A 22,528-nucleotide genomic window follows, 5' to 3' on the forward strand; every position below is an offset into this window, starting at 1 on the left:
AAGGGCCCCGCCGCCCGTGTCACCGCAGGCGGGGCAGGGGGACGCGGGACCAGTCGATGTCCGAGCCGAAGGAGAAGCTCGGGTACGCCGGCTGGTTGTAGCCCGTCTGCTGCCTGGCCACCTCGACCCGGTACTGCGGGTCGTGCATGAGGGTGTAGAGCTTGCGCCCGGTCACCTCGGTGCTGAGGTATATCCGCAGCGCGCCGCTGTCGGCCGTACGGACCAGCAGTTCCTCGCGCCAGTCGCCGAACACGTCCGCGACCAGCCCGGGGTTGCCCTTGGTCCAGTTGTTGGCCAGCGTGCCCTCGGCGGTCAGCAGCGTGCCGCGCTTCCAGTCGTCGATCGTCGGCGGCTGCAGGACGGTGGTGGCGGTGCCGTTGACGAGCTGGGTCGTCATGTCGGCCGCCCAGCGGATGCTCATGTTCGTGCCGGGCGCGGAGCGGCCCAGGTGCTCGCCGCGCGCCGACCAGAGCCCGGCCTCGATCGTCTGGTTCGGCGGCATCGACGACCACGACTCCACGCCGCGGATCGCCGGGTCGATGTCGCCGACCATGCCGCGGCCGGTGTCGACGCCGCTGTAGCCGCCGTGGATCACCGCGCCGGTGGCGGCCTCGCGCAGCGCCCACCCGTACGGGGCGTACGGGCCGCCCTCGTGCACCGTCCAGATCTCCAGGCCGGGACGGCCGGGGTCGAAGTCGCCCACGTGCATGGCGTCGCCGTGGCCGAGCCGGACGTTCTGGCCGGGCACGTTGCTCTGCGGCGGGGCGGTCGCGAACGAGGAGTAGAGCACGTCGCCGTCGTCGTCGATGGTCGCGGAGCCGTAGACGATCTCCTGGCGGCCGTCGGCGTCCACGTCGGCCACGCTCATCGAGTGGAAGCCCTGCGTGGTCAGGTCGGCATATTTCGGGTTGCTGCCCGGGACGCCGTGCGGCGCGCCGTTGAACGGGTTGGACATCGGCACGTGGCCGCTGTCGACGTACCAGACCTCCTTCAGCCGCCGGCCGTCCCAGTCGTAGGCCACGAGCGTGGTGCGCGTGTAGTAGCCGCGGGCGAAGATCGCCGAAGGGCGGCGGCCGTCGAGGTAGGCGACCGACGACAGGAACCGGTCCACCCGGTTGCCCGGCTCGATCCTGGCCATCGCGTAGTCGCCCCACAGCAGGCCGTCGTCGCCGCGTCCCGGCTTGTACGCGACCGTCTGCAACTCCTTGCCCGAGGCGCCGTTGAACACCGACAGGTACTCGGGGCCGGTGATGACGAACCCGGCGAACTCCCGCAGCCGGTTGTTGCCGCTGCGCCCCGGCGCGTAGACGTCGACGAAGTACGTCGCCAGCTCGACCGCGTCCTCGTGGGAGAGCGGGTACCGGTGGGCCGGCTCGATGCCGAAGGCCTCCTCGAGGGTCTTGGGCCAGCGCCCGGCGACCACCTCGGGGTGTTCCTGCCATTTCGCGAAAGTCTCGACGAGGTGGTCGAAATAGTCGGCGGGGCTCTTGCGATAGTCGTCGCGGTGCGAATATCCGGCCTTGACGTCCCCTCGTGGCATGGTGACGTAGCGCTCGGAGACGACCCGGCCGTCCGGCCCGTACCGGATGGCCTTCGTGCCGGGCGCGGTCTTCAGCATCAGCTCCGAGCGGCCGTCGCCGTCGAAGTCGTAGACCAGGAACTGGGTGTAGTGGGCGCCGGAGCGGATGTTCACGCCCAGGTCGAGCCGCCAGCGCAGGGTGCCGTCGAGCTCGTAGGTGTCGAGGTAGGTGTTGCCGGTGTAGCCGCGCTGGGAGACGTCCTTGGAGTTGGATGGGTCCCATTTGACGACGTACTCGTACTGGCCGTCGCCGTCCACGTCGCCGACGCTCACGTCGTTGGCCGTGTACGTGTAGGCCTCCCCGGCCGGGGTGACGCCGTCGGAGGGCTTCTTCAGCGGTAAATCATAAAACGATTTAAGCCAAGCTGTGGCGGCAGAGCTGCGGCGGCCCTCCTTGCCCTTGACGATCGGCGCCACGCGGTACTCCGAGCCCGCCGTCGCGCCGCGGTCGAGGTAGTTGGTGCTGTCGGTGACGGTCGCGATGGCGCGGCCGTCCTTGTAGACCTTGAAGTCGGCGCCCGTCATGCCGGTCGCGCCGTGCCCGGACACCTCGTCGCCGAGCAGGCGCCAGCTCAGGAACACGCCGTCGCCGGTCGTGGCCGCGACCAGCCCCTCGGTCGAGGTGTTCGAGCCGGATCCGGCCGCCCGCGTCCGCGGCGGCGGGGAGCGCCGTCAGCGGGAGGGCGAGGAGGGCGGCCAGGGCGGTGGTGAGGGCGCGGCGGATGCCGCCGGGGGGTCTCATCGTCTCGGCCTCCACGAATTAAATCGATAAAATCACGGGGAGGTTATTGGCATTCTGCGAGGTCTGTCAAGGGTTGGTTTCCGCCGTATTTCCTGGGAATTCACATGCCCTCATTGATACGCGGCGCATATCAATGGCATCGGATTAGGCGCACAATGCGGATCTCCCTGCCCTGGCGGCGGCAGGATCGAGCCCTCATGTCCGTTCCCCGAGAAGGATCTCGATGCGTTTCCTGCTCAACACCGTGGTCAGCCGGGTCGCCGCCGCCTCGTTCACGGTGCGTCCGGAGCCATGGAGGACGGCTTCTACCTGTCCACGGGACGCCAGCCTGATCACCGCGCCGACACTGGTCGTGCGCGGCGGCAACGACTTCTGGAGCCGCCCCGAGGACGTCACCACCCTGCGCGCCCACCTGGTCCACGCCAGATCGGTCAAGACCGTGGAACACACACTACGTGCACCTCGACCGCCTCGAGCGAGGCCGCGACCGGTTCATGAGGGAGATCACCGCCTTCTGACGGCACGCTGATCCTGGGTCTTGCCGCCCGCGCCAAGTCGGCTTTCGCGGTTCAACGTCGAAGTCCGCGGCGACATCGCGGAGGATCTCCTTTAAGTAGGTCACGTGTGTGTCGGCGAAGACCCCGGCGCCGGAACCTGGTCACGACAACCAAATGAGCAATAGGGTTGGGATCGAAACGCCATTACTTTCGGTTGCATATTGGTTGCACTTGGTAATGGATCAACCATAGAATGCTCGCGTGCGATTGCGGCACTCCTTCCGTCTTGACCCGACGCTGGGTCAGCGGATTGCGCTGGCCAAAGCGTTCGGGTGCGCGCGGGTCGTGTTCAATGACGCGCTCGCCCTGCGCAACCACGCCCACGAGCACGGGCTGCCGTTCGTCACCGATACGGAGCTGTCGGTCCGGGTGATCACGCATGCGAAGAAGACACCGGAGCGGGCGTGGCTGGCAGAGGTGTCGGCGGCGGTGCTCCAGCAGGCGCTGGCCGACTGCACGACGGCGTTCCGTAACTTCTTCGATTCCCTGACGGGCAGGCGGAAGGGGCCGAAGGTCGAGCTGCCCCGGTTCCGGTCTCGTAAGGATCATCGGCAGGCGGTCCGCTTCACCCGCAACGCGCGCTTCTGCGTCACCGCGACCGGCAGGCTGCGTCTGCCGAAGATCGGTGACGTGGCGGTGCGGTGGTCGCGCCCGCTGCCGTCCGAGCCGTCGTCGGTCACTGTCATCAAGGATTCGGCCGGGAGGTATTTCGCGTCGTTCGTGGTCGAGGTGCCGGGCGAGCCGCTCCCGGCCGCCGACGCCGAGACCGGGATCGATCTGGGGTTGGGGCATTTCGCGGTCCTGTCGGACGGCACGAAGATCGCCTCTCCGCGGTTCCTGCGCCGTGCGGAGAAGAAGCTCAAGCGTCTGCAACGGAGCTTGTCCAAGAAGGAGAAGGGCAGTCGTAACCGGGCCAAGGCCCGGCTGGCGGTCGCCCGTGAGCATGCCAAGGTCGCCGACGCGCGCCGCGAGTTCCATCACCGGTTGTCCACCCGGCTCATCCGCGAGAATCAAGCGGTGTACGTGGAGGATCTGGCGGTCAAGGGATTGGCGCGCACCCGGCTGGCCAAGAGCATCCATGATGCGGGCTGGTCGGCGTTCGTCCGTATGCTGGAGTACAAAGCCAACCTTTATGGCAGGACCGTCGTGAAGGTCAGCCGCTGGTTTCCCTCCAGCAAACTCTGCTCGGCCTGCGGCACGGTGCAGGGTGCGATGCCACTGCATGTGCGGGAGTGGCCCTGCATGTGCGGGGCCGTCCATGATCGGGATGTCAACGCCGCGATCAACATCCTCGCCGCCGGACGGGCGGAGAGACAAAACGCCTGTGGAGGCCAGGTAAGACCCGCGTCCGCGCGGGCGCTGGCCGACGAAACAGGAAGCCTCGGAAGTGCCGCGTGAGACAGGGCACAGGCCAGAATCCCCGGCGTTCAGTCATACCGGGGAGCACGTCAACAGAAGGATTTCGTCATGCTGCTGCGGGGCGCGGCCGTGGTGCTGTTCGGCACCGAGCCGATGTTCCGCAACCACCCCAAGGGACTGTTCCCGCAGGTGGCCAGGGCGCTTTACTGGTCGGCGTCGGTCACGGGAGCGGGTGCTAGAATGTGATCTCCGCTTTCCCGGGGGCTCGCCCCGGGAAGCTGCGTTTATGACTGATTTCTCTGTGCGCCCCGCGGGCGCGGCCGACCGGCCCGCGATCGAGCGCCTGTGGCTGATGTTCCGCCATGACATGTCCGAATTCGGCAGCCTGTTGCCGAACGCCGACGCCACGTTCATAAGCGAACGCCTGCATTCGGCGTTCACGGACGCCGACTGGGCGCCCTACCTGTTCACCAGCGGCGACCGTCCCGCCGGGTTCGCGTTCGTGCGCAACCTGGCGGGGCCGGCCCGCGTGCTCAACAGCTTCTTCGTGGTGCGCGGCGCGCGCAGGACCGGGCTTGGCCTGCGCGCCGTCCAGGACGTGATCGCCCGGCACCCCGGGCCCTGGGAGATCGCCTTCCAGGACGCCAACACGGGTGCCGTGGCCTTCTGGCGGCGCGTCGCCACCGAGATCGCCGGTGACCGCTGGACCGAGGAGCGCAGGCCCGTGCCGGGACGGCCCGACGTCCCGCCCGACGCGTGGATCTCGTTCACCGCGTAAGAAAGGGCCCGCCTGGGGAAGGCCCCGACCGCCTCGTTGAGGGTGGCTCGCTCGCCTTGGGGATGGTCCCGCCGGCCTCGTCGGGGATGGCTCGCTCGCCTGGGGACGGCCCCGCCCGTGCGTGCGGGCGGGGCCGTGGGGTCACCGGTGCACCGGCGCGTACCCGGCGGCTCGGGTGGTGAACGTGCCGCGGCCCTGCGTCCTGCTGCGCAGCCGGGTCGCGTACCCGAACACCTCGGCCAGCGGCACCACCGCGGTGATCACCACCGTGCCGGCCCGCGCCGCCGTGCCCGAAATGCGGCCGTGCCTGGCCGCCAGGTCGCCCAGGACGCCGCCGGCCGCGTCGTCCGGCACCGTGACCGTGACCTCGACCACCGGCTCGAGCAGCACCATCGCGCACGACCGCAGCGCCTCGCGCAGCCCCAGCCGAGCCGCCGTGTGGAAGGCCAGCTCAGAGGAGTCCTTGGAGTGCGTGGCCCCGTCGGTGAGCGTGACTCGCAGGCCCATCACCGGGTGGCCGCCGAGCGGACCGCCGGACAGGGCGTCCCGGCAGCCGGCCTCGACCGCCTTCACGTACTCGCGCGGCACTCGCCCGCCGACCACGGTCGAGCGGAACTCGAAGCCGTCGCCGTCGAGCGGCTCCACGTCGAGCAGCACGTGCGCGAACTGTCCCTTGCCGCCGTCCTGCTTGACGTGCCGGTACAGCAGCCCCGACACCCCGGAGACGACCCTCTCCCGGTGGGCCACCTGCGGCCGGCCCACGCCGACCTCCAGCCCGTGGTCGCGCCGGAGTTTCTCCGCCGCCACCTCCAGGTGCAGCTCGCCGAGGCCGGACAGGATCGTCTGGCCGGTCTCGGCGTCCGTACGGACCGTCAGCGACGGATCCGCCTCGGCGAGCCGGGCCAGCGCGGCGGCCAGCCGGTCGGAGTCGGCGCTCCTGCGCGCCTCGACCGCCACGGACACCACCGGATCGGTCGCATCCGGCGGTTCCAGCAGCAGGGGCGCGCCGGGCGCGCACAGGGTCGTGCCGGTGCGGGCGTCCTTCGGGCCGATCACCGCGACGATGTCGCCGGCCAGCGCCAGGTCCACCTCGGTGTGCCGGTCGGCCTGCACGCGCAGGATCCGGCTCACCCGCTCGGCGCGGCCCGTGCCGGTGTCCAGCACCGTGTCCCCCTTTCTCAGCGTGCCCGAATAGAGGCGCAGGTACGTCTGCCGTCCGGTGGCGGTCGCGCTCACCTTGAACACCAGCGCCGCCAGCGGCGCCTCCGGGTCGGCGGCGCGTTCCTGCTCGTCCCCGTCCAGCGTGCCGCGGACCGCCGGCACGTCCAGCGGCGACGGCAGGTACGCCACGGCCGCGTCCAGCAGCGGCTCGATCCCGCGGTTGCGGTAGGCGGAGCCGCACAGCACCACCAGGCCCGCGCCGGAGCGTGTCAGGTCGCGCAGCGCGCCCGCGAGCGTGCCATCGGAGATCGACGGCTGGGAGCAGAACTCCTCCAGCGCCCTTGGATGCAGCTCCGCCACCGCCTCCTCCAGGAGCCTGCGCCGCCGCCGCGCCTCCTCCAGCAGGTCCTCCGGCACCGGACACTCCTCCAGCACCTCGTCCGACCAGACCAGCGCCCGCATCCGCAGCAGGTCCACGACGCCGGCGAAGGCGTCCTCGCTGCCGATCGGGAGCTGGACGACCAGCGGCGAGCGGTGCAGCCGCCGCCGGATCGACTCGACCGCCGCGTCCAGGTCGGCGCCGGCCCGGTCCAGCTTGTTGACGAACGCGATGCGCGGCACCCCGTGCCGGTCCGCCCGCCGCCAGACGGACTCGCTCTGCGGCTCCACGCCGGCCACGGCGTCGAACACCGCGATCGCGCCGTCGAGCACCCGCAGCGACCGCTCGACCTCGTCGGAGAAGTCGACGTGGCCGGGGGTGTCGATCACGTTGATCCGGTGTCCGTCCCAGGCGCAGCTCACCGCGGCGGCGAAGATGGTGATGCCGCGGTCGCGCTCCTGGGAGTCGAAGTCGGTGACGGTGGTGCCGTCGTGCACCTCGCCGCGCTTGTACGTCGCGCCGGCCAGGTACAGCATCCGCTCGGTGACGGTGGTCTTGCCGGCGTCCACGTGGGCGAGGATGCCGAGGTTACGGATGACGGTCAGAGGGTTGGAGACTTGAGCACGCACGGCCCATGACCTTTCGGAAAATTTTCCGGAACAGGACAGCGCGATTTCCCTGAACCCGTCGGCGGGCTCGGGGCCTGGCGTTCTCGTCAGTAAGGTCCTGGCGTTCTCGTCAGGGCGTCGTCCAGTGGCGGCCGCGCAGCCGGCACCGGGGCGACGAAGACACCAGGATCACCTCGAAGCGGGACAGAGGGACGACGGCAGTGGTGTTGTGGCGCACGGTCCGCTCCTTCCATCCCTCATCTCTGACCGCGGGAAGCTTACTGTGATCTTCGCCTGGGAGGAAAGGGATTTTCTCCGGCTCATGGAGGTTCACCACGCGGACGCCTCGCTGCCCCCGTCGTGAGACGCGCTGGTCATGTCGGCGTGTCGACATTAGGCGCGGGACGGCTTTCGAGTTCTCGAGGGAAGGACACGTGCCCATGACGATCTCTCTTGACACCGGTCGGTACTCGGTCGGCATGGCCATGAGCCCCGCCGACCTGCAGGCCGCCCAGCGGCTGCGCTACGAGGTGTTCGCCGAGGAGATGGGGGCGCGGCTCGACAGCCCGGTCTCCGGACTGGACGCGGACCGGTTCGACGCCTACTGCGACCACCTGCTCGTGCGCGACGGCCGCGACGTCGTCGGCACCTACCGGCTCCTGCCGCCGGGACGTACCGAGCGGCTCTACTCCGACGCCGAATTCGACCTCACCAACCTCGCGCCCATCAGGAAGGACCTCGTCGAAGCCGGACGCACCTGCGTGCACCCCGACCACCGGGCCGGCGCCGTCGTCGCCCTGCTGTGGGCCGGCATCGCCAGATACATGATCGAAGGCGGTCACCGGTGGCTGGCCGGCTGCTGCTCGGTGCCCCTCGACGACGACCAGGGCGCCCTGGCCGCCTCCGTCGCCGAACAGGTGCCGCTGGGGCCCGAGGAGTACCGGGTCGAGCCGCGCACCCCGTGGCACGCCACCGGCCCCGTACGGCCCGACCGCTTCGTGCCGCCCGCGCTGCTGCGGGGGTACCTGCGGCTGGGGGCGTGGGTGTGCGGGGCGCCGGCGCACGACCAGGACTTCGGCGTGGCCGACTTCTTCATGCTGCTGTCGATGGACAACGTCAACACCCGCTACCTGCGGCACTTCCTGGGAGAACCCCTGTGAGCACCGTCGCCCCAACCAGCGACGCAGCAAAGACCAACACGACCCTCCAGACGGACACAGTCGTCCAGACCGGCACGGTCGTCCAGACCGGCGCGGCTGTTCGAAGTGGTGCGGCCGTCACGACTGTCCAGACGGGCGCGGCTATCCAAAGTGGCGCGCCTATCCTGCCTGACGCGGCTGTTCAGACCGGAAGCGCCGCGAAGGGCAGCGGCATCCTGACCTCCGTCGCGCCTCCCGGGGGCTCCGCAACCGTCGCGGCGGCTTCCGGAGACGTGGCGATCGACGTTGTGGACGCCATCGCCAACCCCTGGCGCCCCACCGGCCCCTGCACACCCGCCTCCTGCGTTCAAGCAGCCGCCGCGGAAACCGGCCCCGTCCACCGCGCGGTACGGCTCTTCGCGGCACTGCTCGTAGTGCTCGCCGGGCTACCACTGGCACTGGCCTCCCGGGCCGTCCCCACAGGAAGGCGAGCGGACCTGACGAGGGCATGGGCACGGCTACTCCTACGCACACTCGGCATCAGAATCCACGTCACCGAGGCCACCACACCTCCCAACGAGAGACCGCCCGCGCTGCCCGCTGAGGAGCCGTCCTCCGCGCAGGCTCCGGCCGCCGGGGCGCTGGTCGTGGCGAATCATGTCTCCTGGCTCGACCCCCTGGTCATCGCCGCCGCCATGCCATCACGTCCGCTCGCCAAACGTGAGATCACCGAATGGCCGCTGATCCGCACACTGGCGGCCGCCTCGGGGGCGCTGTTCATCGACAGGGAGCGCCTGTACGCCCTCCCGGCCACCGTCGCCGCCGTCGCCGCCGCACTCAGAGCAGGTGACACGGTGGTCGCCTTCCCCGAGGGCACCACGTGGTGCGGCCGGGCGATGGGCCAGTTCCGCCCTGCGGTGTTCCAGGCGGCCGTCGACGCGGGCGCCCCCGTACGCCCGGCCACACTCCGCTACCGAGAGGGCGCAACCCCCTCTACCCGGGCCTGCTTCGTCGGCGGCGACACGCTGCTGGCCTCCCTGCGCCGCGTGGCCGCCACCCGCGACCTGGTCGTCGAGGTCCGGCTGTTCGCCCCGGTACATCCCGAGCCCACCACCCGCCGCCCCGAAGCCCGCACAACGCTCGCCAGGATCGCCGAGGCCCAGGTACGCACGGGCGTACCGACCGGCCACGGCCTCACCGGATAACCCCGCAAAGCCATCCCCACCCAGACCCGCCTACGCCCCGCATCGGGTACCGCGTGCCAAGGTGCTCCGGCAGGGAAGTCGCGGTTCGGTGGGGAAGTGGTGCTCGGGCCATGATGCCGCCTCGCGTCCAAGCGCCGGCCGCGCTGAGGTGGACACGAGGCGGTTTCTGCGTCGTCGTCAGACAGGGAGTTTGCCGAGGATGGCGGCTACCTCCTCTGCTCTGAACAGGAACCCGGCATGTGTCGTGTCCAGGGTGTGCACGTCATAGGGATTGCCGGGAGTCAGCGCGTCCGCCTCGGTGATCAGCCTGTCCTGCATGGCGATGGGAAGCGACCGGTCGCCGGTGAGACGGATGTAGGTGCGGGCGATCGTGCCCCAGGTGTCGGCGTGGACGCGGGCATCGGACATCATCACCGCAATGGACTCGTCCGGCTGCAGGATGTTGAGGAAGGCCCGGAACTGTTCGTCGCTGACATCGGCCATGGTCGCCTCCTTCAGGGCGGCGAGCAGGACCGGGTCGGAGGTGCGGTAGTTGGCCCGGCCGGCACCGACGTGAGCCGGGTCTCCGACGTTCAACGCGGCCAGAGGGGCGAGCAGGCTGGCGCCGAACTCGGGCGTCTGCATGTACTCGATGGGGTTGGCCAGTTCCACACAGGACCACGCGGAGATGTACACGAGCCGATCAACCAGCTCGGGCACCGTGTTGCCGACCCCGCTGATGGTCGTCCCTCCGAGGCTGGCACCCACCAGCACCACCGGCCCGTGCTCGGCCACGCGGCGGACGATGTCGACGACCATGCCGACGTTGTCCCGCAGGCTGACCCCGGCCAGCGTCGAAGGTTCGTTCGCCCAGGCAGCGAGGTCCTGCGGGGCCTGGTAGGCGACGGGGTACTGCGCGTCGAGGCCGTGCCCCGGCAGGTCGACGGCGAAGCTGCGGTGGCCGAGCAACGCGAGTTCGCGCTGGACGGGGGCCCACATGAACGAGCTGGAGCCGGAACCGTGGACCAGCACGAACGTGGGGGCGGCACCGGACGCGGGCCGAGAGCCGGAGAGGTTGCTTGAGACAGCTGACACGTAGATCAGTCCGATCACATTGAGACGCGGCGAACACGCGCGATGCCGGCACCGGCGCGTTGAGCCGCTGATGAAGAGGATGGTGGACATGCCTACCGGTGATCACGCAGGCGACCGCAGAGGCGGTGGCGGCGCCAATCAGCAGGTAGGTGATGTTGACGGCTCAGGTCGGGCGAAACGCGGCGCGCGGGAATCTATGCCGCGACGCTGATGGCGGAATCGCCTCAACCGCCGATCAGCAAGTGATCGGCGGGACACCCCGTATCAGACAGTCCGAGAACGGACGAACATGTGGACCATGACCGAGACCCTACCAGGTCATGAGCGTCGTGATCGTGGCACTCCGAGTGCTGTACCTGCGCTGCTGTGCCGTCGTACCGCCCACCCTCATCGCCCCCATTCGGGAGCCGTCATCGGACGATGTGCCCGACCTGGAAGAAGCCGTCCGGGTCGTGGTCCCGCTTGACGTCCCGCAGCCGTCGGTAATCCGCCGCCGCGTACGCCGCGGCCGTCCGCGACGGGTCGGACAGGAAGTTGAGGAACGTCCCGCCGTTCGCGTGCGGCCGCAACTCCTCGGCCAGCCCCGGGACCGGCGTGTCCACGATGACCGACACCTTCGTGCCACGGTGGCTCACCGGTCCGGCATCCGCCCCAGGACGGCCCATCGCGCCGCCCCAGTGCCGGATCTCCACGGTCTGCGCCCGTTGCGAGGCCCGCACCAGTGTGCCGACCAGTTCGTCAGGAACGGTGTCGAACATGTCCATGTGCCGGTTCGGCGTGCCGCCCATCGACGTGCCGCCGTAGGTGTTGGGCCGCAGCTCGTCCAGCAGCGCCGGCCCGGCCGCCTGCCACAGTGGCGCGAGCAGCCGCCTGGCCTGCGCCTCCGCGCCCGCGTACACGACCTTGACCATGGTCACGTGCCTGCCGCGCACGGCTTCCGGCGCGTCGTCGGGCATGCGCTTGAGCACGACCGCCGTGCTGAGCTCGTCGGGGGCGTCGTCGATCCAGCTCCGGTACGCGCCCAGCGTCTCGGCCGCCGCCTCGATCGGGAAGTAGGCGAAGCCCGAGTACACCCGCGAGAGCGGGTACAGCCGGAACTCCAGCGACGTGACCACCCCGAACCCGCCGCCGCCTCCGCGCAGCGCCCAGAACAGCTCGGGGTGGTTGCCGGCGTCGGCGGTGACGTGCCGCCCGTCCGCCAGCATGACCTCGGCCCGCACGACGCTGTCGGCGGCGAAGCCGTACGTGCGGGCCAGCCAGCCGAGCCCGCCGCCGAGCGTGTAGCCGGTGACGCCCACGCCCGGCGCGGAGCCGGACAGCGGCGCCAGCCCGAACGGCGCGGCGGCGGCGATCACCTCGCCCCAGCGGGCCCCAGGACCGACCTTGGCGATCCGCCGGGCCGGGTCCACCAGCACCGACGCCATCGGCGCCGTCTTGAGCAGGACGCCGCCGTCGCAAGCGGCATGCGTGCCGTGCCCGGTCGCCTGCACCGAGAACGGCACCCCGTGCCGCCGCGCCGCCAGCAGCGCGGCCCGCACGTCCGCCACCCCGTAGGCCTCGGCCACCACGGCCGGGCGGGAGTCCACGGCCGGGTTCAGTGAACGGCGTCCCTCGTCGTACCCGGCCTCGCCCGGCCGTCGCACCGGACCGGTGAACCCGGGAAGCAGGATGTCGTCCTGGATCATGTACGGCTGGCTCATGTGTCCGCCCTTCTCTTCCGCGATCTGTGGCCACTGTGCTGAAGGGGGCTTACGGTCTTGTTCTCATCGCCTTACCGCCGCCCTTAAGGCCCCAGGATCGTGCGGTCACGGGGAAGACGAATCCGCCGCACGTCGCCGCCTCGGCTACACCACTCGACGTACTCCGGCCACCACCTACTACGCCGGTCGCCGGGGACCCGTCCTCAAGAGGCTTCCTAAGTTAGGTAAGGCTAATCTAATATTCGGTTCGCAAGGGGCAACGTCCGCGCGAAGAGGAGACCCCATGGCCTCTGTCCCGCGACGCTCGCTTGCCGCCATCGGCGCCGCCGCCCTCATCGGCGTCAGCGCGTGCGGCGGGGCCGCCTCGCCACCGGAGGCCTCGGTGGCGGCGGGACAGAGCTCCTGGACCTGGACGGACGACCGCGGCAAGAACATCTCACTCACGAAGCGCCCGGAACGCGTCGTCGCCCAGGCGGCAGCGGCCGCCGCGTTGTGGGACTTCGGGGTGCGGCCCGTCGCCGTCTTCGGCCCGCACAGACTCAAGGACGGCGGGCGCGACCCGGAAGTGGGCGAGGTCGACATCTCCAAGGTCGAGTCGATCGGGAACGCGTGGGGGGGAGTTCAACGTCGAGAAGTACGCCACGCTGCGCCCTGACCTGCTGGTGGCGGGCATGTACCAGAAGAACACGCTCTGGTACGTCCCTCAGGAGTCCGCCGCGACCGTCGACCAGGTCGCGCCGTCGGCCGGCGTTCAGCTCAGCGGCAGGCCCCTGGTGGAGATCGTCGACAGGTACGGCCGGCTCGCCGCCGCCCTCGGCGCGGACCTCAAGGCGGCCCCCGTGGTCGAGGCCAAGCGGCGCTTCGACGCGGCCGTCGCCGGACTCAAGGCGCTGGCCGCCGCCAAGCCCGACCTCAAGATCATGATCGTCACCGCCACCCCCGACTCCCTGTACGTCGCCTACCTGCCCGACCACCCCGACATCAAGTACTGGGGAGAGCTCGGGCTGAACATCGTCTCCCCGCCGAGGCCGACCGAGAGCGAAGGCGGCTTCTGGGAGGTGCTGAGCTGGGAGAACACCGACAAGTACCAGGCCGACGTGATCCTCGTGGACGCGCGCTCGCAGTCCATGAAGATCGACGAGATGGCCGGGAAACCGACCTGGGCCAGACTGCCCGCGGTCAGGGCCGGACAGCTCTACCCGTGGCGCGCGGCCGAACGCTACAGCTACCTCGGCTACGCCAAGGTCATGGAGGAGCTCAAGGCCAACCTGGACAAGGCGCGCGACGACCTCGTCAGGTGACCGGCACGATCTCGGCCCGCGTGATGACGCCGCGCTCGATGGTGAGCAGGCCCACGGTGCCCTGCGGCTGGCGGCGGCGGTCGGTGGGGGAGCCAGGGTTGAAGATCCGCAGGCCCTCGCCCGACTCGTCCAGCGGGATGTGCGAGTGGCCGAACACCACCAGGTCCGCCTCCGGGAACAGCTTGCGCATCCGGGCCAGCCGCCCCTTCGCCGGGCCGCTGTCATGGATCATGCCGATCCGCAGCCCCTCCAAGGTCAGTTCCAGCGTCTCCGGCGCCTCCACGTCCGGCCCGTCGTTGTTGCCCTTCACCACGTGAACCGGCGCGTACGCCGCCAGTTCCCCGATGACGGAGGCGAGGCAGACGTCCCCGGCGTGCAGGATGACGTCGGCGCCGCGCAGGTGCTCGGCCACCCGGGGCGGGCAGGAACGCCAGCGCCTGGGCGCGTGGGTGTCGGACAGCACGACAACGTTCATGTCGTCGTCATGCCCTCTCCTCACGCCGGCACGTCAAGGCCGCTCAGGCGTGTGGGTTCGGCAGGCGTTCGATCGTGCGCAGGAGCTGCCAGCGGGCCTCTTCCCAGCGGGCGGCGTACTCGGCCTCCTTGGTGGCCGCGCGCCGGCCTGCCATCCTCTGGGCCTCCTTGGCGAGGTGCACCGTGTCGGAGGCGTCGTGCTTGGACCGGACGATGTAGTCGAAGGCCTCATAGAGGTCGGGCCCGCAGGCCGACAGCACCGCCAGGTTGACCGTCCACGCCAGGTCCGAGGCGAGCCCGCTCAGCCCGACGTACCAGCCGAAGAAGCGCCTGCGCGCCGACTCCACCTCCGCGATAGAACCGCCGCCGTCCACGAAGGCACGCGCAGCCCCAAGGTAGGCGTCCAGCGGAGCCGTGGAGCCGAGCGGGGCATCGCCGCCATCCCCCGGCAGCCTGGCGTCGAACAGGTCACGGTGATCGTCGAGAGCGTGCTGGGCGAAGTCGAGGGCCAGACGCCTGCGCAGCTCGTGATCCACGGCGGAGAGCTGCTCGGCCAGCAGACGCGGAATCACGATCATGTCGCCGCCCGCACCTCCTCGCGACACCGCTCCCTCTCGGACGAACCCGCCCATTTCCCACCTCCGAGACCTCGCATAGGTCACGCCCCCGACGGCTGCCTTTACCAGCCAGTACGCACCCGGCAACCCCCTGGTTCAATCCTTTGCCCCGAGGTCTAGGCTTGATCAATGCGCAATCCGGACCTCCACGGCATCGCCTCCCGGCTGGAAAAGATCTCCGGGGTGGTCGCCGTCGTCCTGGGCGGCAGCAGGGCCCGCGGGACCCACCGCCCCGACTCCGACATCGACCTCGGCCTCTACTACCGGGCCCCGCTCGACGTGGCCGCCCTGCGCAGGCTGGCCGAGGAGGTGACGGGCGAGCCCACCGAGGTCACCGACCCGGGCGGCTGGGGCCCGTGGGTGGACGGAGGCGGCTGGCTCACCATCGACGGCCTGCGCGTGGACTGGATCTACCGCGACCTCGACCGCGTCCACCGGATCTGGCAGGACTGCCGGCGGGGCCGCTACGAGGTCGGCTTCCAGCCCGGCCACCCGCTCGGCTTCTACTCTCACGCCTACGCGGGCGAGGCCGCCCTGTGCCAGGTGCTCGCCGACCCGGGCGGCGAACTCACCGCCCTGCGCGAGGAGATGAGGGCCGAGTACCCGCCGCCGCTGCGGGCCGCCCTGATCACAGGGCTGTGGGAGTCCGGCTTCGCCCTCGCAACGGCCAGGTACGGCGCGTCGGGCCGCGACCCCGCGTACGCGGCCGGGGCCCTGTTCCGGGCGATCGGCGTCGCCTGCCACGCCCTGCACGCCGCCGACGGCGCCTGGCTGATCAACGAGAAGGGCATGATCGCCGCGACGGACCGGCTGCCGTCCGCGCCCGGCGCCTTCGGCGACCGCGCCCAGTCCCTGCTCGCCGCCGTCGGCCGCACCCCGGAGGAGATCAACCACACGATCGACGCGGCAGCCCAGCTCATCGCCGAGGTGGAAGCCGCCTGCGCCACCTGAAACCGTGATCAGGTCCGTAGTCGTGCCGAGGCCGGGGCAGGGGTTATGGGGCGGCCGACGCGGGCCACGTGCAGGAGGGTACGCGGGTCCGCCACCCCCAGCCGCTCCGCCAGGGCCGCCCGCGTCGGCTCGCAGTCGATGATCTGGCTGAGCGGGTGCGTGGTGTATCCGAGGCCGGAGAGTGTGAGCCAGTGGCGCATCAGCAGGCGTCCGGCCTCCAGTTCCTCCTCCTGGGCTCCCACCAGCACCAGCACGTCCCCGTCGTAGTCCAGCAAAGCGCGGGACGCCCCGGCCAGCACCCGGGGCAGTCCGAGGCGGCGCAGCGCGGGATAGAGGGCGAGGGAAGCACGCAGGGCGAGCGCCTTGGCCCTGTCGAGGGCCAGGGCGCGGTCGCTGAGGCCGTCGAGCAGGTAGCGGCGGTGGCGGCGGGTCAGCCGCAGCCAGGAGCGCAGCTCGCGCGTCACCTCCCGGTCGCCGAACTGGCGCAGGTCCGCCGCGTGCAGCAGGTCGGCGAGGTCGCGGCAGGCCAGGCGGCGCATCCCGGTCAGCCCGGCGACCACCTCCTCGGGCAGGTGTCCCGGGTGGTACTCGCCGCGGTTGGCGCCCCGCGCCCGCACGTCGGCGGTGGTGAAGGGTGTGCGGTACGGGGTGGATCCCGCGTGCAGGAAACCCACCCGCAGCGGCCCCGGGTCGGGACGGAAGGCGACGGGCAGGCCCGCGTCCGCGCACACGATGAGGCAGCATTCCACGAACGCCCCCATGCCCAGCCGCAGGTCACGCCCCGTGGGGTCGCTGACGGGCAGCGCGCGCGAGGGGTCCCAGCCGACCTCGGCCTCGGCATCGGTGTAGGTGAGCGTCCACGGCTGGGTGTTGTGCGCGCTGGGCGCGCGCCAGAAGTCGGGCTCCAGCGCCCGCAGCTCTTTCACGCCAGGTCCTTGCCGTAGAAGGTGTAGCCGTGCAGCGGACGGCCGCCCATCGCGACGTACTGGGCGGCGGAGCCGGGGTTGGTGCGCTCGACGTACGTGCTGCGCAGCGTGTGGTAGCCGCCCGCGCGTAGCCCCGCGTGCAGTTCGCGGGAGAGCAGGCGCATGTAGCCGTGTCCCTGTTCGCCGGGGACGGTGCCCTTGATGATGAGGACGGCTTCGCGGCGGTAGCGGGAGCGGGTGGCGAGGAGGCGGAGTTGGTGAAAGAGGTGAAGATTACCCCGACACTTCACGATAAATTCGGAAATGTCGGGGAGGCACAACACGAACGCCACCGGCCGCCCCGCCTTCGTCAGGTACAGCAGCAGCGCCTCGTCCAGCAGGTACGCCAGCCCGTCCGTCTGCGCCTCCAACTGCTCGGCCGAGATCTCGGTGTAGTAACCGAGCTGGGCGAAGCTGGCGTTCAGCATCCCGCGCAGGATGGGCAGCTGCTCCTTGACCCGCCTGCGATCGCCCCGGTGCACCACCAGCCCTTCTGCGGCCATCCGGGCGTCGTCGAAGGCGAAGACCGGCTTGTCGGGCACCGGGCAGATCCAGGTGTCGGACTCGAAACGGCGGGTGAAGCCATACGCCTCGTAGGCGGCCGGGTAGTAGGGGTGGTTCCAGGCGGAGTCCACGAAACCGCGCTCGCGGAAACCGGAGGTGATGACGCCGCCGGCCTGGTTCGGCAGCAGCGACACCGGCCCGAACACCGTCTCCTTGCCCGCCGCGTGCCCGGCGGCGCGGATGCCGTCGAAGAGCTCCTCGGCCGCCTCCTCCGCGAACTCCGTCAGCCCGAACAACTGCGCGGTGGTTCCCAGTTCGGCCTCCAGCGCCGCGTCGGTGTGCAGCGTGGTGCGGCCGACGACCCGGCCGTCCCGCCTGAGCAGGCACAGACGCACCCCCTCACGGAACCACCGGCGCACCTGCGCGTGCAGCGGCGGCACGAAACGCGGCTCAGCGGCGTAGATCCGATCGGTCAGGGCGAGGAACTCGCGCAGGTCGCGGCGGGTCTCGACGGCCTGGAGCGCAGTCCGGCCGCCGGGGCGCAGGCTCACGGGCGCCTCACCCGCGGGCCCTGGCCGTCCTCTGTCGACAGCGGGGTGAAGGTCTCGATGTGGGCCATCGGCCCGCCCTCCGCCCGCCAGATGCCGTTGCTGTAGCCCTCCGGCTCGGCGTTATAGATGCGGATATATCCGCCGGTAGCGTTCTTCGTCCCGTCTGTTACCCACCGCATGAGCTTGCGGTGGTGCCGCGACCGCGCGAACCGCAACAGCGCGTCACGGTCGTCGAAGAACGCGAGCGTCCCGAGCGTGAACGGGAACTCCCAGTAGATCTTGTGCCACCGGTACCCGCGCATCCGCTTCATGTCGCGCACCATCCGGAACCACGTCAGCGTGAGCGTCGCAATCGAAAGCGGCCCCCGGTAGCGGGTGGCGCCGACGAACATCGCGCCCGCCTGCCCCTGCGGCGGCGCCTTGCTGAAGTCTGTGGTCCTCATGCGTCCTTCACCAGGTAGACGTTCTTCATCTTCGTGAGCCCGGCGAACGGCCCCTCACCCAGGTCGAACAGCCTGACCCGCAGGTCGGCGGCCGTCGGGTCCTCCGTCAGCGACTCGGCGAAGTCGCGCGAGACGGCGCTCAGGTGGGCGACGACGCCCTTGCGGCAGATCTCGGCCAGCGCCTCGCGGTCGGTCTGGCCGCGTACCTCGATGTTGATGACCGGCCGGTACTCCAGCCCCGGCAGCTCCTCCAGCGACAGGCAGAACCTGTTGATCGCGGCGGCGTGCGGGTTGCCCTGGTAGAGACCGTACTCGACGTCCTGCGGATACAGGTTGGCCCCCATGTAGGAGATCGTCGAGTCCTTGCGCCCGAACAGGAACAGCAGCGGCAGGTTCATGCGCTCGTCGGTCCACGTCCGCGCGTACTCCTGCTCGCCGAGCGCCGCCCGCACGGCGGCCAGGGAGTGCAGCCGGGCCTCGTCGCCGACGTTGTAGCGCAGCTTGGGCTGCAGGCAGCTCTTGGTGTTGATGGTGCACAGCAGCTCGCCGTCCGCGTTGACCTCCAGGAAGGTCTCCAGCGGGTTGTAGTGGAAGATCATCGGCAGCCGCTGCTCACCCGGGCCGAGCAGTTCGTCGCGCAGCCGCTGGTCGGCGGCCAGCCGCTTGCGCAGTCGCACGCTGAACCCGCTCTCCGCGCCCATCCCGATGGTCAGGTCGCTGGCGCCGTAGCCGGAGCGCACCTCCTCGAAGCGCTCCTCCAGGTAGTCGCGCAGCGCCTCCGTCATGCTCTCGCCGCCGACCATCCCGCGGATGCGGTAGTCGCCCCACGGGAAGCCCGTCTCGTCGAGGCGGTCGCGCAGGTGCTTCATGAACGGCGGGTACGCGGTCACCACGTAGTCGTATCCTGGCCCGAAGTGCTCCAGCGTGTCGGCGATCTTGTCCAGGTCGGGGCCGGTGTTCTTGACCATCGCGATCCTGGCCATGGCCGTGCCCGTGGTCGTGCCGGTGGCCCAGGCGCCCATCGAGTACGCGTTGATCACGAACAGCCGCCGGCCGGGGAAGACCAGCTCGATGTATCCGGCGGCGTTGCGGTAGATGCCCTTGAGCTCCTGGGGTCCGCGCACCCAGTTGTACGGCTTGCCGCTGGATCCCGATGACTCGTCCACGATCACGCCCGCCCGGTGCAGCCGCCCCTCCTGGCAGCGGCTCTCCTCGTCGTACACCCCGGCGTAGTTCCGCTTGGTCGTCTCGGGGAAGTCCCGCAGCGCGCGGGCCTGCCCGGCGCCGTGCGTGCGCAGGAAGTGCCGGTAGGCGGGCACGTCCACGGCGGCGAACTCGCAGGCGAGTCGTGCGTGCTTGGCCGCCACCCGGTCCAGGGCCGGATGGTAGCTCCGGGCCACGAGCCGCCAGATGGCCGGATGCATCGCGCCCAGCCGGTACGCGCCGGTCAGGGCCCAGGAGTAGGCCTGCAGTCTGACCCGGCGCCAGCGCTGTCGTGGGGTGAGCGGGCCGAGGGGCGGACTGAGACGAGTCATGATCGGGGACATTAGTGCGATTGAGTGGAAGATCGCTTGCGCTTGGCTTGCACCGAACGTCCGAATGGTCGTTTTCAGTTCACTACAATCACCGTCTCTGGGCACATTCCGTGATGATGCCTGGTAGGGCCTGTTCGATGGTGGGGACTTGACTACCGAACTTGATCAAGGAGTAGCGGAACGTCACCGAACGTAGTGCGGCGATGGCGTTCGGGTGCGAACATCGTTCTGGACCGCTACAGTTTTTGATCAGCGAGGCTGCTCGCCCCCCAAGCGACCTCGGGGGTGCGGCCCGCTGCCTGACAAGACCGAGCACGGGAACAGGTGTGGCCAGCCAGAGCAGGGGACGGCCGGGATGGCTGCACGTGGGCGCCCTGGAGCCGCGGCTGACGCGTGCCTGGGATCCTTTCGCGTTCCCGCCCGCGGAGACCCTGCTGGCGATCATGACGCTGGCGGCGGTGCCGCCCATGCTGGGCCGCCGCCTGGCCGCCCATCTGTCCGGCGGTGTGGTGATCGGCCCCGGCGCCGTGCCCGACCTGCCGGGGTTCGAGCCGCTGCGCGGCATCCGGCTGCCCGTGCAGGAAGGCTCGTGGGAGCGCAGCGCCGGCGTCTACGATCCGGTACGCCGCCGCATCGGCGTCGGCAGCGTACCGTCACCCTCGGTGAGCGTGTGCGGCCACGAGCTGGCCCACGCGGTCGACCACCTGGACGACAAGCCGTCCCACAGCGAGTTCTGGATCGTCTTACACGCGTTGCGCGCCCCCTACCTGCCGCCGCCGTACCGGCAGGACGTCGCCGAACTGTTCGCCGAGTGCTTCGCCTGCGTGCTCACCCGGCGGGCCAGCCCCCTGATCCGGCTGCTGGGCGATGAGCGCGTCGCGCAACGCGCCTACACCTGGCTGGCGGGCAGATATGGCATCGGGTAACGGCTCGCGTACCGTCCCGGCCGCTATGCTGGGTGGCGAGGAAGGGAAGGAGCGCGGCTCATGAGCGTCGTCCTGCTGCCGAGCGGCGTGCTCCGCGTGCCCACCTTGAGTGTCCTGCCTGACGGCAGCCGGGTCCACGGCACCCGCGACATCGCCCCCGACGCCCCCGAGTACGACGAGTGGCGGCCGTACGCGGTCAGCGAGGCCGAGCAGTGGCACGGCAACCCCGAGGACGCCGCCATCGTGGAGCGCTGGCGAGCAGCCGCCAGCGCCTGATCCATCGCACGCCTCTGTCTTCGTGTCATTCCCTATCGCGGTGTACTGCTCTCTTCATGTGCCATGATAGGGAGCGATATGGAGCAATACACCGTGGAGCAGGCGGCTGAGCTGCTGGGGTTGCACGTCAAGACCGTGCGCAACTACGTGCGAGACGGGCGGTTGCCCGCCGTACGGGTCGGCAAGCGCTACCGGATCGCCCGGCAGGACCTCGCGGCCTTCGCCGGGCTGCCGATCAAGGTGCCTTCCCCGCCCAGGTACGCCGAGGTGTCCAGCATCGTGCAGATCGAGGGCGTCTCCCGGCAGGAGATGGACCGGGTCAGCACGTTGGTCGTGAGCTCGCTGACGGGCCGCCCCCACGGGCTGCGCGTGGAGTTCGTCTACGACGAGGCGCGGGCGCACCTGAAGATCGTCGTTCTGGGCGGGCTGGAGGAGAGCGCGCAGGTGCTCAGGATCATCGACGCGCTGGTGAAGTCATGAGCGCGGCCGTACCCCACACGAGAAGGACGTGCCCAGATGCTTGATGGAAGTGTTCACCTGTACCCGCAGGACGGGCCGCTCCTGCGGGGCGGCCCCGAGGTGCTCGACCTGATCGGAGAGGCCTGCTGGAACGCTCGCGCCTCCTGGGTCGCGGTGCCCGCGGAACGGCTCCACGACGACTTCTTCGTCCTGAGCACCGGCGTGGCGGGGGAGATCGCGCAGAAGTTCGTCAACTACGGGGTGGGGCTGGCCGTCGTGGGCGACATCTCCCGCCATGTCGCGGCGAGCTCGGCCTTGACCGCCTGGGTGACCGAGTCGAACCGGGGGCGCCACCTCTGGTTCGTCCGCGACCTGGACGATCTGGCCGCCCGGCGAGCCGCGCTGGGCTGAGGCCCGCGTGGGTTCGGTCAGTCTCGGCGCATGGCCGCCTCGACGCCGTCGAGCAGCACGTCGAGCCCGACCGTGAACGTCTCGCTGACCCGGTGTTCCAGGTAGGCGTCGCCCTCGCCGGGGTCGTCGTCCTCCGACTCCACCCAGGTCGCCATGGGGAAGCGGGCGGCCCGTTCCGGCGCCACCTCCTCCAGCAGCGCCGAACGCGCCTTCCACCACTCCTCGTCCGACACCCCGGTCGCCGACGGGGCCAGCCGCGACTCCGCCACCGTCTTGGCCGCCCCGCGGACGAAGTCGAACAGCAGCGCCACCACCCCGCGCAGCCTGCGCGGCCGCAGCCCGGTCTCGCGCAGGATCGTGACCACGCTCTCCAGCATCGCGAACTCGTTCGGGCCGAGCACCGGACGCGCCTGCGACACCTGCAGCACCCACGGATGGCGTACGTAGAAGGCGAAGGTGTGCTCGGCCCACGAGGTGACGGCCGCGCGCCAGCCGCCGCCGAGGTCGTAGGAGGTGGGCAGCTCGGCCAGCGCCCGGTCGTACATGAGGTCGACCAGTTCGCTCTTGCTCGGCACGTACGTGTAGAGCGCCATGCCGGTGCGGCCCAGCCGCTCGCCCACCTTGCGCATCGACAGCGCGGCCATGCCCTCGGCATCGGCCACGGCGATGGCGGCCTCGACGATCGCGTCCACGCTCAGCCCCGGCTTGGGCCCCGGGCGTACCTCGCCGGGCTCGTCGGTGCGCCACAGCAGCGCGATCGAACGGCGTGCGTCACCCTGACCGGCGAAGACCACCAACGAGGAAACTCCCTGAGCGTGATAATTCTTTACGGCA

General features: G+C 70.3%; 24 protein-coding genes. 12 read left to right on the forward strand and 12 right to left on the reverse strand.

What is annotated here, in order from left to right; genetic code table 11:
• Nucleotides 1-19 precede the first annotated feature (19 nt).
• Both ACFOY2_RS28455 and ACFOY2_RS28460 read right to left on the reverse strand, forming a co-directional pair.
• Nucleotides 20-2,161 (reverse strand): rhamnogalacturonan lyase, encoded by a 2,142-nt coding sequence (locus ACFOY2_RS28455; protein WP_449290145.1) that lies wholly within the window; start codon nucleotides 2,159-2,161, stop codon nucleotides 20-22.
• A gap of 355 nt (nucleotides 2,162-2,516) precedes the next feature.
• Complete coding sequence (locus tag ACFOY2_RS28460) at nucleotides 2,517-2,771, reverse strand: hypothetical protein (RefSeq protein WP_379531147.1); 255 nt, start codon at nucleotides 2,769-2,771, stop codon at nucleotides 2,517-2,519.
• A gap of 308 nt (nucleotides 2,772-3,079) precedes the next feature.
• Here ACFOY2_RS28460 and ACFOY2_RS28465 point away from each other — a divergent pair, with 308 nt between their 5' ends.
• From ACFOY2_RS28465 to ACFOY2_RS28475, 3 genes are all read left to right on the forward strand, one after another.
• Nucleotides 3,080-4,276: an RNA-guided endonuclease InsQ/TnpB family protein gene (locus tag ACFOY2_RS28465; protein ID WP_379531148.1), complete on the forward strand. Its 1,197-nt coding sequence runs from the start codon at nucleotides 3,080-3,082 to the stop codon at nucleotides 4,274-4,276.
• A gap of 69 nt (nucleotides 4,277-4,345) precedes the next feature.
• Nucleotides 4,346-4,483 (forward strand): hypothetical protein, encoded by a 138-nt coding sequence (locus tag ACFOY2_RS28470; RefSeq protein WP_379531149.1) that lies wholly within the window; start codon nucleotides 4,346-4,348, stop codon nucleotides 4,481-4,483.
• A gap of 40 nt (nucleotides 4,484-4,523) precedes the next feature.
• Nucleotides 4,524-5,015 (forward strand): GNAT family N-acetyltransferase, encoded by a 492-nt coding sequence (locus ACFOY2_RS28475; RefSeq protein WP_379531150.1) that lies wholly within the window; start codon nucleotides 4,524-4,526, stop codon nucleotides 5,013-5,015.
• Between the two features lie 141 nt (nucleotides 5,016-5,156).
• Here the strand turns inward: ACFOY2_RS28475 and fusA are convergent, their stop codons facing one another.
• Nucleotides 5,157-7,184 (reverse strand): elongation factor G, encoded by a 2,028-nt coding sequence (gene fusA / locus ACFOY2_RS28480; protein ID WP_379531151.1) that lies wholly within the window; start codon nucleotides 7,182-7,184, stop codon nucleotides 5,157-5,159.
• Nucleotides 7,185-7,603: 419 nt separating this feature from the next.
• Here fusA and ACFOY2_RS28485 point away from each other — a divergent pair, with 419 nt between their 5' ends.
• Nucleotides 7,604-8,323, forward strand: a complete 720-nt coding sequence (locus tag ACFOY2_RS28485; protein WP_379531152.1) for a GNAT family N-acetyltransferase — start codon at nucleotides 7,604-7,606, stop codon at nucleotides 8,321-8,323.
• Nucleotides 8,324-8,595: 272 nt separating this feature from the next.
• Nucleotides 8,596-9,507, forward strand: a complete 912-nt coding sequence (locus ACFOY2_RS28490) for a lysophospholipid acyltransferase family protein (RefSeq protein WP_379531153.1) — start codon at nucleotides 8,596-8,598, stop codon at nucleotides 9,505-9,507.
• A gap of 177 nt (nucleotides 9,508-9,684) precedes the next feature.
• Here ACFOY2_RS28490 and ACFOY2_RS28495 read toward each other — a convergent pair whose 3' ends face one another.
• Together ACFOY2_RS28495 and ACFOY2_RS28500 are read right to left on the reverse strand one after the other, a co-directional pair.
• Nucleotides 9,685-10,581 (reverse strand): alpha/beta fold hydrolase, encoded by an 897-nt coding sequence (locus ACFOY2_RS28495; protein WP_379531154.1) that lies wholly within the window; start codon nucleotides 10,579-10,581, stop codon nucleotides 9,685-9,687.
• Between the two features lie 410 nt (nucleotides 10,582-10,991).
• Nucleotides 10,992-12,281 (reverse strand): FAD-binding oxidoreductase, encoded by a 1,290-nt coding sequence (locus tag ACFOY2_RS28500; RefSeq protein WP_379531155.1) that lies wholly within the window; start codon nucleotides 12,279-12,281, stop codon nucleotides 10,992-10,994.
• Nucleotides 12,282-12,564: 283 nt separating this feature from the next.
• On the opposite strand from ACFOY2_RS28500, the gene ACFOY2_RS28505 reads away from it, so the two are divergent.
• Nucleotides 12,565-12,936, forward strand: a complete 372-nt coding sequence (locus ACFOY2_RS28505; RefSeq protein WP_379531156.1) for a hypothetical protein — start codon at nucleotides 12,565-12,567, stop codon at nucleotides 12,934-12,936.
• Between the two features lie 7 nt (nucleotides 12,937-12,943).
• On the forward strand, nucleotides 12,944-13,582 hold the full coding sequence (locus ACFOY2_RS28510) for an ABC transporter substrate-binding protein (RefSeq protein ID WP_379531157.1): 639 nt from the start codon (nucleotides 12,944-12,946) through the stop codon (nucleotides 13,580-13,582).
• On the opposite strand, the gene ACFOY2_RS28515 is transcribed toward ACFOY2_RS28510, so the two are convergent.
• Nucleotides 13,575-14,057 carry a metallophosphoesterase family protein gene (locus ACFOY2_RS28515; RefSeq protein WP_379531158.1) on the reverse strand — a complete coding sequence of 161 codons (483 nt, stop codon included), beginning with the start codon at nucleotides 14,055-14,057 and terminating at the stop codon, nucleotides 13,575-13,577. The two genes, ACFOY2_RS28510 and ACFOY2_RS28515, sit on opposite strands and share 8 nt — an antisense overlap.
• A gap of 43 nt (nucleotides 14,058-14,100) precedes the next feature.
• Entirely contained in the window at nucleotides 14,101-14,634 is a 534-nt protein-coding gene (locus ACFOY2_RS28520; protein ID WP_379531159.1) for a hypothetical protein, read from the reverse strand.
• 168 nt (nucleotides 14,635-14,802) lie between these two features.
• Here ACFOY2_RS28520 and ACFOY2_RS28525 point away from each other — a divergent pair, with 168 nt between their 5' ends.
• Nucleotides 14,803-15,624, forward strand: a complete 822-nt coding sequence (locus ACFOY2_RS28525; RefSeq protein WP_379531160.1) for a nucleotidyltransferase domain-containing protein — start codon at nucleotides 14,803-14,805, stop codon at nucleotides 15,622-15,624.
• Nucleotides 15,625-15,632: 8 nt separating this feature from the next.
• Here the strand turns inward: ACFOY2_RS28525 and ACFOY2_RS28530 are convergent, their stop codons facing one another.
• From ACFOY2_RS28530 to ACFOY2_RS28545, 4 genes are read right to left on the reverse strand one after another with little or no spacing between them, the layout of a single operon-like run.
• On the reverse strand, nucleotides 15,633-16,550 hold the full coding sequence (locus ACFOY2_RS28530) for a hypothetical protein (RefSeq protein ID WP_379531161.1): 918 nt from the start codon (nucleotides 16,548-16,550) through the stop codon (nucleotides 15,633-15,635).
• A complete protein-coding gene (locus ACFOY2_RS28535) occupies nucleotides 16,547-17,644 on the reverse strand; it encodes a hypothetical protein (RefSeq protein ID WP_379531162.1) in 1,098 nt (365 codons plus the stop codon). The genes ACFOY2_RS28530 and ACFOY2_RS28535 overlap by 4 nt, the downstream gene beginning before the upstream one ends.
• Nucleotides 17,641-18,087 (reverse strand): DUF4188 domain-containing protein, encoded by a 447-nt coding sequence (locus ACFOY2_RS28540; RefSeq protein ID WP_379531163.1) that lies wholly within the window; start codon nucleotides 18,085-18,087, stop codon nucleotides 17,641-17,643. The genes ACFOY2_RS28535 and ACFOY2_RS28540 overlap by 4 nt, the downstream gene beginning before the upstream one ends.
• Complete coding sequence (locus ACFOY2_RS28545) at nucleotides 18,084-19,622, reverse strand: phenylacetate--CoA ligase family protein (protein ID WP_379531164.1); 1,539 nt, start codon at nucleotides 19,620-19,622, stop codon at nucleotides 18,084-18,086. Before ACFOY2_RS28545 ends, ACFOY2_RS28540 begins: the two co-directional genes overlap by 4 nt.
• A 326-nt stretch (nucleotides 19,623-19,948) precedes the next feature.
• Between ACFOY2_RS28545 and ACFOY2_RS28550 the strand changes: the two genes are divergently transcribed.
• From ACFOY2_RS28550 to ACFOY2_RS28565, 4 genes are all read left to right on the forward strand, one after another.
• Entirely contained in the window at nucleotides 19,949-20,548 is a 600-nt protein-coding gene (locus ACFOY2_RS28550) for a hypothetical protein (protein ID WP_379531165.1), read from the forward strand.
• A gap of 60 nt (nucleotides 20,549-20,608) precedes the next feature.
• On the forward strand, nucleotides 20,609-20,824 hold the full coding sequence (locus ACFOY2_RS28555; protein WP_357818519.1) for a hypothetical protein: 216 nt from the start codon (nucleotides 20,609-20,611) through the stop codon (nucleotides 20,822-20,824).
• Between the two features lie 78 nt (nucleotides 20,825-20,902).
• A complete protein-coding gene (locus ACFOY2_RS28560; protein ID WP_379531166.1) occupies nucleotides 20,903-21,304 on the forward strand; it encodes a helix-turn-helix domain-containing protein in 402 nt (133 codons plus the stop codon).
• 36 nt (nucleotides 21,305-21,340) lie between these two features.
• Entirely contained in the window at nucleotides 21,341-21,694 is a 354-nt protein-coding gene (locus ACFOY2_RS28565; protein WP_379531167.1) for a DUF4180 domain-containing protein, read from the forward strand.
• Between the two features lie 17 nt (nucleotides 21,695-21,711).
• On the opposite strand, the gene ACFOY2_RS28570 is transcribed toward ACFOY2_RS28565, so the two are convergent.
• Nucleotides 21,712-22,491, reverse strand: coding sequence for a TetR/AcrR family transcriptional regulator C-terminal domain-containing protein (locus ACFOY2_RS28570; protein ID WP_379531168.1), 780 nt, complete (start codon nucleotides 22,489-22,491; stop codon nucleotides 21,712-21,714).
• Nucleotides 22,492-22,528: the final 37 nt, after the last annotated feature.

Source organism: Nonomuraea purpurea (genome assembly GCF_042650645.1).
Lineage (GTDB): Bacteria > Actinomycetota > Actinomycetes > Streptosporangiales > Streptosporangiaceae > Nonomuraea > Nonomuraea purpurea.